The organism is Lentzea aerocolonigenes (genome assembly GCF_000955955.1).
Classification (GTDB): domain Bacteria; phylum Actinomycetota; class Actinomycetes; order Mycobacteriales; family Pseudonocardiaceae; genus Lentzea; species Lentzea aerocolonigenes_A.
Window position 1 is genome coordinate 1 of the sequence record NZ_JYJG01000476.1, and the last position, 6,269, is coordinate 6,269.

The window sequence follows — 6,269 nt, forward strand, 5'->3', positions numbered from 1 at the left end:
AGACAGGACCACCACTGCGCGGACACCGGCGGCATGTTCGTGTTGCCGTCCTGCATGCCGACCGCGCCGTCGATCAGCTCCCGCACCACGTCCGCGTGCCCGGCGTGCCGGTGCAGTTCGATCGACACCTGCACCAGGATCTGGCGCAGCGTCACGTCCCGCCGCTCCGCAGACCACCACGTCACCACGCCCGGCGCGTCCAGCGGTAGCGCGGAGATCGTCGCGTCGGCGAACGCCCGCACCTCGCCGTAGAACTCCAGCACCGACACGCTCGACTCGTCCAGGTCCGCGTACATGTCCGACGCCGGTGACGCGTCCGCGGTCGACCACACCGGCGGATTCGGGAACGGGCGGCCGAAAACGCGGCCGAAGTAGTTGAGCTCCACCCCGGCCGCGTGCTTCACCAGGCCCAGCAGGTTCGTCCCGGTCGGTGTCAGCGGCCGTCGCGCGTCGTATTCCGACACCCCGTCGAGCTTCCACAACAACGCCGACCGGGCTGCGTCCAGATACCGCCGCAACAGCTGCTTCTCATCCACGAGCAGCAGCGTCTCAGACACCCCCGACAGTTTTGAGCACCAGCAGATCCAGGTGATCGATCACCGGCCCGGACTCCACCGCGGCAGCCTCACGCAACCGCGCGAGCCCCGCCGAGAACTCCTCGGACGACAGCGACCGCAGCAACGTGTCCGCCTCCCACCGCACGCTGGATGCCTTCTCCGCCAACGACGACGCCGTCACCTGAGGCACCGCCTCCAGCCGCTCCACACCGAACCCGAGACCAGCGGCCACCTCAGCCACGGACGGAAACGACGCCAGCGCCCGCACCGCCTCCGGGAAGAACCGGAACAACCCGATCCCGTCCGGGCGCTCCCGGAACAACGACCGCAACACCACCAACCCGCCCGGCCGCAGCACCCGCCGCAACTCCACCCCGGCAGCAGCGAGATCGGGCACGTGATGCACCACGGTGGACATCCACACCACGTCCACCGACGCGTCCGGCAACGGCACCGAGCACGCGTCCCCGGCCAGCATCGGCAGCCCCGACGCCGCCCGCATGTCCGCCGACGGCTCCACCGCCACCACGGACACCGACGGGAACCACTCGGCGAACGCCCGCACGAACAACCCCGTCCCGGCCCCCAGGTCCAGCACCGACCGCCCCGGCAGGAAATACGGCACGACGACAAACCGTCGAGCGGAATCTCCCGGGCCACCCGGTACGAGGTGGCCTCCACAGCGTCGTAGCGCCTCATCCCACCAGGTAACCCCATACGGATGGCGGGATGACAGTGAGCCTTAACACGGACTAAACAGACGGAAGCCATGTCCCTGCGTGGTTCGAAAGGGTTGCCCTGCATGCGAAAGAGCCATCTCAGACCCCTGATCGGGGTCACCGTCGCCGCGAGCGTCGTGTTCACCATGGGAGGCGTGCCCACCGGTGCCGCTCCCGGCGCACCGGAGACGTCGACGAACTACCAGGTCAGCAACGTCCGCACTGCTGAACAGCGCACCAAGGTCGCCCGCTCCGGCGCCGCGATCGACTCGGTCGAGGAGCACGGCATCGTCGTGATCACCGCCACCGAGCGCGAGGTCAAGAGCCTCAAGGCGCAAGGGTTCGAGGTCAGCGAGCTGCCCAAGCGGATGGAGGCGAGCTCCGCGATCGGGCCGTTCGACTTCCCGGCCGCCGACTCGAACTACCACAACTACGCCGAGATGACGACGGAGATCAACAACGTCGTCGCGCAGTACCCGAACCTGATCTCCAAGCAGGTCATCGGCAAGTCCTACGAGAACCGCGACATCATCGCGCTCAAGATCAGCGACAACGTCGGCGTCGACGAGAACGAGCCGGAGGTGCTGTTCACGCACCACCAGCACGCCCGTGAGCACCTCACCGTCGAGATGGCGCTGTACACGATCAACGAGCTGACCTCGAAATACGCGACCGAGCCGCGGGTCAAGGACCTCGTCGACACCCGCGAGATCTGGATCATCCCGGACGTCAACCCCGACGGCGGCGAGTACGACATCGCGACCGGCAGCTACCGGTCGTGGCGCAAGAACCGGCAGCCCAACGCCGGCTCCAGCAACGTCGGCACCGACCTCAACCGCAACTGGGACTACAAGTGGGGCTGCTGCGGCGGCTCGTCGGGCAGCACCGGCAGTGAGACCTACCGCGGGCCCAGCGCTGCGTCGGCCCCCGAGGTCAAGGTCGTGTCCGACTTCGTGCGCGGCCGCAACGTCGGCGGCAAGCAGCAGATCACCGCGTCCATCGACTTCCACACCTACAGCCAGCTCATCCTGTGGCCGTGGGGCTGGACCTACGACGACGTCGCACCCGGCCTGACCCAGGACCAGCGCGACACGTTCGCCACCATCGGCCAGTCCATGGCGCAGAGCAACGGCTACACGCCCGAGCAGTCCAGCGACCTCTACATCACCGACGGGTCCATCCCCGACTGGCTGTGGGGCACGCAGGGCATCTTCGCCTACACCTTCGAGATGTACCCCGGCAGCTCCGGTTCCGGCGGTGGCTTCTACCCGCCCGACGAGGTGATCCCGGCGCAGACCTCCCGCAACAAGGAGGCCGTCCTGCAGCTGCTGGAGCGCGCCGACTGCCCGTACGAGGCCATCGGCAAGGAGCAGCAGTACTGCGGCGTCACCACCCCGCCAGGCAAGTACTTCGAGAACACCACGGACTTCCAGATCGCGGACAACAGCAATCAACTCCCCGATCGCGGTGTCCGGGGTGACCGGCAACGCCCCGGCCACCCTCAAGGTCGCGGTGGACATCAAGCACACCTACCAGGGCGACCTCAAGGTCGACCTGGTCGCCCCGGACGGCACCGTCTACACGGTCCACAACCGCACCGGCGGCGGCACCGACAACATCAACACCACCTACACCGTCAACGCCTCCAGCGAGGTCGCCAACGGCACCTGGCAGCTGCGGGTCAACGACAACGCCAACCAGGACACCGGCTTCCTCGACAAGTGGAGCCTGCAGTTCTGACCCGATGAGACGTCAGGGCGCCGCAACCCCGGCGCCCTGACGCTCGTAGTCGCGCACCACCATCGAGTCGTGCAGCCGCAAGCCCTTCGTGTTCAGCTTGGCCAGCGGCCGCACCATCCACGACGGCAGCGACGTCACCAGCTGCGCGCCCCGCGTCAACGCCCACACACCCGTCCGCGTCGTCGGGATCAGCGTCTTGGCCACCCCGAGCGCGAAGTTCCGGCTCGCGTGCACGATGTCGCGCATCTCGTTCTCGTAGCGCGCGAACGCGGCCTCGTAGTCGTCGGTGTGCGCGAGCTCGCCCGCCAGCACGTACGCGCCGAGCACCGCCAGGCTCGTGCTGCCACCGATCGCCGGGCCGGGGCAGTAGCCCGCGTCCCCGACCAGCGCCACGCGTCCTTTCGACCACCGGTCCTCGCGCAGCTGTGTGATCGAGTCGAAGTAGAACACCCTGCTGTCGTCGTCGAGGTAGGTCAGCCACTGGTCGACCTCGGGGTGCAGGTTCGCGAACGCCTCCCGCAGCAGCTGCTTCTGCCGTGCGATGTCCCGGTGGTGATAGTCGAGTTCGGGGCTGCGGAACAGGAACACCGCCCGTGCGTCGTCCACGTGCCGTGCCCCGTAGACCTGCGCACTGCGCCCCGGCCCGATGTGCCCGTTCATCGCTCCCGGCACGCCCAGTTCGCGCGGGACCGACAACACCGCCAGATACGCGCCTGTGAAGTTCTTGGCGACCTCACCGAACACCAGCCCGCGCACGTTCGAGTGCAACCCGTCGGCGCCGATGACGAGGTCGAACCGTTGCGGCGCGGCGTTCTCGAACGTCACGTCACCGTCGTCGCCGATGGACGTGATCGAGTCGCCGAACAGGTAAGCCACGTCGGGAAGAGTCGCCTCGTAGTAGATCTCGCTCAGATCGTCGCGCATCACCTCGACGTGCCGGTCCGACGCCGCCGCGAACAGCTTCGTCACGTCCGCGCTGATCGGCTTGCGCGTCCCCTCCCGCAGGACGGTGATCCGCTCGGTCCCGGTCGCCAGCGCTTCGATGCGCTCGACCACGCCCATGCGTTCGGAGATGTCCATCGCCGGCTTCATCAGGTCGACCGCGTGCCCGCCCGTCTTGCGCAGCACCGGCGACCGCTCCACCACCGTCACCTCGTGCCCGTACCGCGTCAGCCAGTACGCCAGCACCGGACCCGCGATGCTCGCTCCAGAAACAAGAACCCGCACGTCAACCCCTTACTTAACGGTCGGTAAGTCCCCTGTCGGCGAGCCTACACCCGTTTTTACCGACTGTTAAGTAAGATTCGGGGCGTGGCCAAGTCCGACACCAAGCAGCGCATCATGCAGACCGCCCGCGAGCTGTTCGCCACCAAAGGCGTGCAGCAGACCAGCCTGCAGGAGATCGCCGACCGCCTCGGCATCACCAAACCCGCGCTCTACTACCACTTCGCCTCACGCGAGGACCTGGTCCGCAGCATCGTCACCCCGCTGCTCGACGACGGCGAAGGGTTCCTCGCCCGCATGGAAGAGCGCGCCGACGTGCCGCCCCTCGAACTGATCGAGGGTTTCTTCGACTTCCACCACCGCCACCGCGCCGACATGCTCATGCTGCTCACCGAGATGACCACCCTCGCCGAGCTGGGTCTGATCGACATCGTGCTGACCTGGCGTTCCCGCCTGACCAAGCTCGTGTTCGGCCAGGAACCGACGCTGGAGCAGGAAGCACGCGCGGTGCTGGCGTTCGGCGGCATGCAGGACTGCACCATGCAGTTCCCCGACGCCCCGGTCGACGAGCTCAAGGCCGCCACGGTGACCGCGGCCCGCGCCGCGCTCGGCATCTGACTTCACCGTCGATTCATCTGAGTGACACCGTTCGGCCTCTCCCGATCAACGCGCGCATGAGCGAGCATCACGCGGTGCCCCTCCGCCACGCCTGGGTGCTGCCGCTCACACCCATCGCCGCCGTGCTGCTGATCGCGCTCGCGCTCATCCCGGTCACCGCCACCGGCACCGACGAACGCCTGTGGCTGTTCGGTCTGCTGATCACCGCAGCGGTGCTCGCGACGACAGTCGCGATCGGAGCGTCGCGCATCACGGGCGAACCGGCCGACAAGCCGCGCACAATCGCTGCGGCCACCGGAATCCTCACCGCCGCAACGCCTTTCGCGGTCAGTGGCCTGCTCGGCGGCACCACGTCGGCGCTGCTCGTCATCCCATGGCTGATCTTCGGAATGGGCGCGGCCTACTGGCAGTTGCAGCTGTGCGAGGGAGCGCGATCACGCCCCCTGCACGCCGCCATAGGATTCAGCTACACCTTCGTGTTCACCGCCGTGACGTTGCTGCTCGCAGTGGTCTCGGCACGCGTCGTCGACTGACCGAGAACCGGCTCTCAAAAGCGGTCTCACACGCAGTGGACGCGAGGTAGGGTCCGGAAACCGAAATCACGCGGGGAGAGAAATGCGCGCCGTCGAGATCAGACCTGGGGTCCGGATCCGCTGGGTCGAAGTGCCGGGTGCCACGCCCGCCCGCGTGTACCTCCACGGCCTCGGCGCGTCGTCGGCGCCCTACTACGCCGAAGCCGTCGCGCACCCGCTGCTCGCCGGCCGCCGCAGCCTGATGATGGACCTGCTCGGCTTCGGCATCAGCGACCGCCCCACCGGATTCGCCTACTCCCTCGAAGGCCACGCCGACGCCCTCGCGGTGGCGCTGGCCAAGATCGGGCTGCGACGCAGCGAGATCATCGGCCACAGCATGGGCGGCGCCGTCGCCATCGTGCTCGCCGCCCGCCACCCCGAGATGGTCCGCTCGCTCGTCCTCGTCGACCCGCACGTCGACCCCGCCACCCCTGCCCTCGGCGCACCCGGCAGCCGGGGCATCGCCGCCTACGGTGAAGCGGACTTCCTCTCCCACGGCTTCGAGCGCGTGCTGCGCGACGTCGGCCCGCACTGGGCCGCCACCATGCGCATGGCCGGCCGCGAAGCCCTCTACCGCAGTGCCGTCGACCTGGTCCGCGGCACGCACCCGACGATGCGGAAGCTGTTGCTGGAACTGGAGATCCCGCGCGTCTTCCTGCACCCCGAGGACGCCCCGCCCTCCGGAGCCCGCGAGCTCGCCGCCGCCGGTGTCCAGGTCATCCCGGTGCCCAACGCAGGCCACAACATCATGATCGACAACGTCGAGGGCTTCGCCCGCGCGGTCGCCCAGCAGCGCCTGTCCGTCTAGACGGTTGATTCCAAGGGTCGGCAGCCACGGA

General features: G+C 68.2%; 7 protein-coding genes and 1 pseudogene. 5 read left to right on the plus strand and 3 right to left on the minus strand.

The genetic code is table 11. The features are described 5' to 3' along the window. Both UK23_RS44090 and UK23_RS44095 read right to left on the minus strand, forming a co-directional pair. On the minus strand, positions 1-557 hold a 557-nt coding region (locus UK23_RS44090), incomplete at its 3' end, for a DinB family protein (RefSeq protein ID WP_063778176.1). Beyond that, complete coding sequence (locus UK23_RS44095) at positions 550-1,182, minus strand: class I SAM-dependent methyltransferase (RefSeq protein ID WP_156213830.1); 633 nt, start codon at positions 1,180-1,182, stop codon at positions 550-552. The genes UK23_RS44090 and UK23_RS44095, both read right to left, overlap by 8 nt. 534 nt (positions 1,183-1,716) lie before the next feature. On the opposite strand from UK23_RS44095, the pseudogene UK23_RS44100 reads away from it, so the two are divergent. Together UK23_RS44100 and UK23_RS53370 are read left to right on the plus strand one after the other, a co-directional pair. Then, a pseudogene (locus tag UK23_RS44100) lies at positions 1,717-2,577 on the plus strand (M14 family metallopeptidase); the annotation flags it as partial. Positions 2,578-2,788: 211 nt separating this feature from the next. Continuing rightward, the gene (locus UK23_RS53370) at positions 2,789-3,016 is read left to right on the plus strand and encodes a proprotein convertase P-domain-containing protein (RefSeq protein WP_231114961.1); all 228 of its coding nucleotides are present in this window, start codon (positions 2,789-2,791) and stop codon (positions 3,014-3,016) included. A gap of 12 nt (positions 3,017-3,028) precedes the next feature. Here the strand turns inward: UK23_RS53370 and UK23_RS44105 are convergent, their stop codons facing one another. Beyond that, complete coding sequence (locus UK23_RS44105) at positions 3,029-4,243, minus strand: FAD-dependent monooxygenase (protein WP_045317803.1); 1,215 nt, start codon at positions 4,241-4,243, stop codon at positions 3,029-3,031. Positions 4,244-4,327: 84 nt separating this feature from the next. Between UK23_RS44105 and UK23_RS44110 the strand changes: the two genes are divergently transcribed. From UK23_RS44110 to UK23_RS44120, 3 genes are all read left to right on the plus strand, one after another. Next, entirely contained in the window at positions 4,328-4,858 is a 531-nt protein-coding gene (locus UK23_RS44110) for a TetR/AcrR family transcriptional regulator (RefSeq protein WP_045317804.1), read from the plus strand. Between the two features lie 122 nt (positions 4,859-4,980). Beyond that, positions 4,981-5,391 (plus strand): hypothetical protein, encoded by a 411-nt coding sequence (locus tag UK23_RS44115; protein WP_156213831.1) that lies wholly within the window; start codon positions 4,981-4,983, stop codon positions 5,389-5,391. Between the two features lie 82 nt (positions 5,392-5,473). Further along, positions 5,474-6,238 (plus strand): alpha/beta fold hydrolase, encoded by a 765-nt coding sequence (locus tag UK23_RS44120; RefSeq protein ID WP_045317806.1) that lies wholly within the window; start codon positions 5,474-5,476, stop codon positions 6,236-6,238. Positions 6,239-6,269 lie beyond the last annotated feature (31 nt).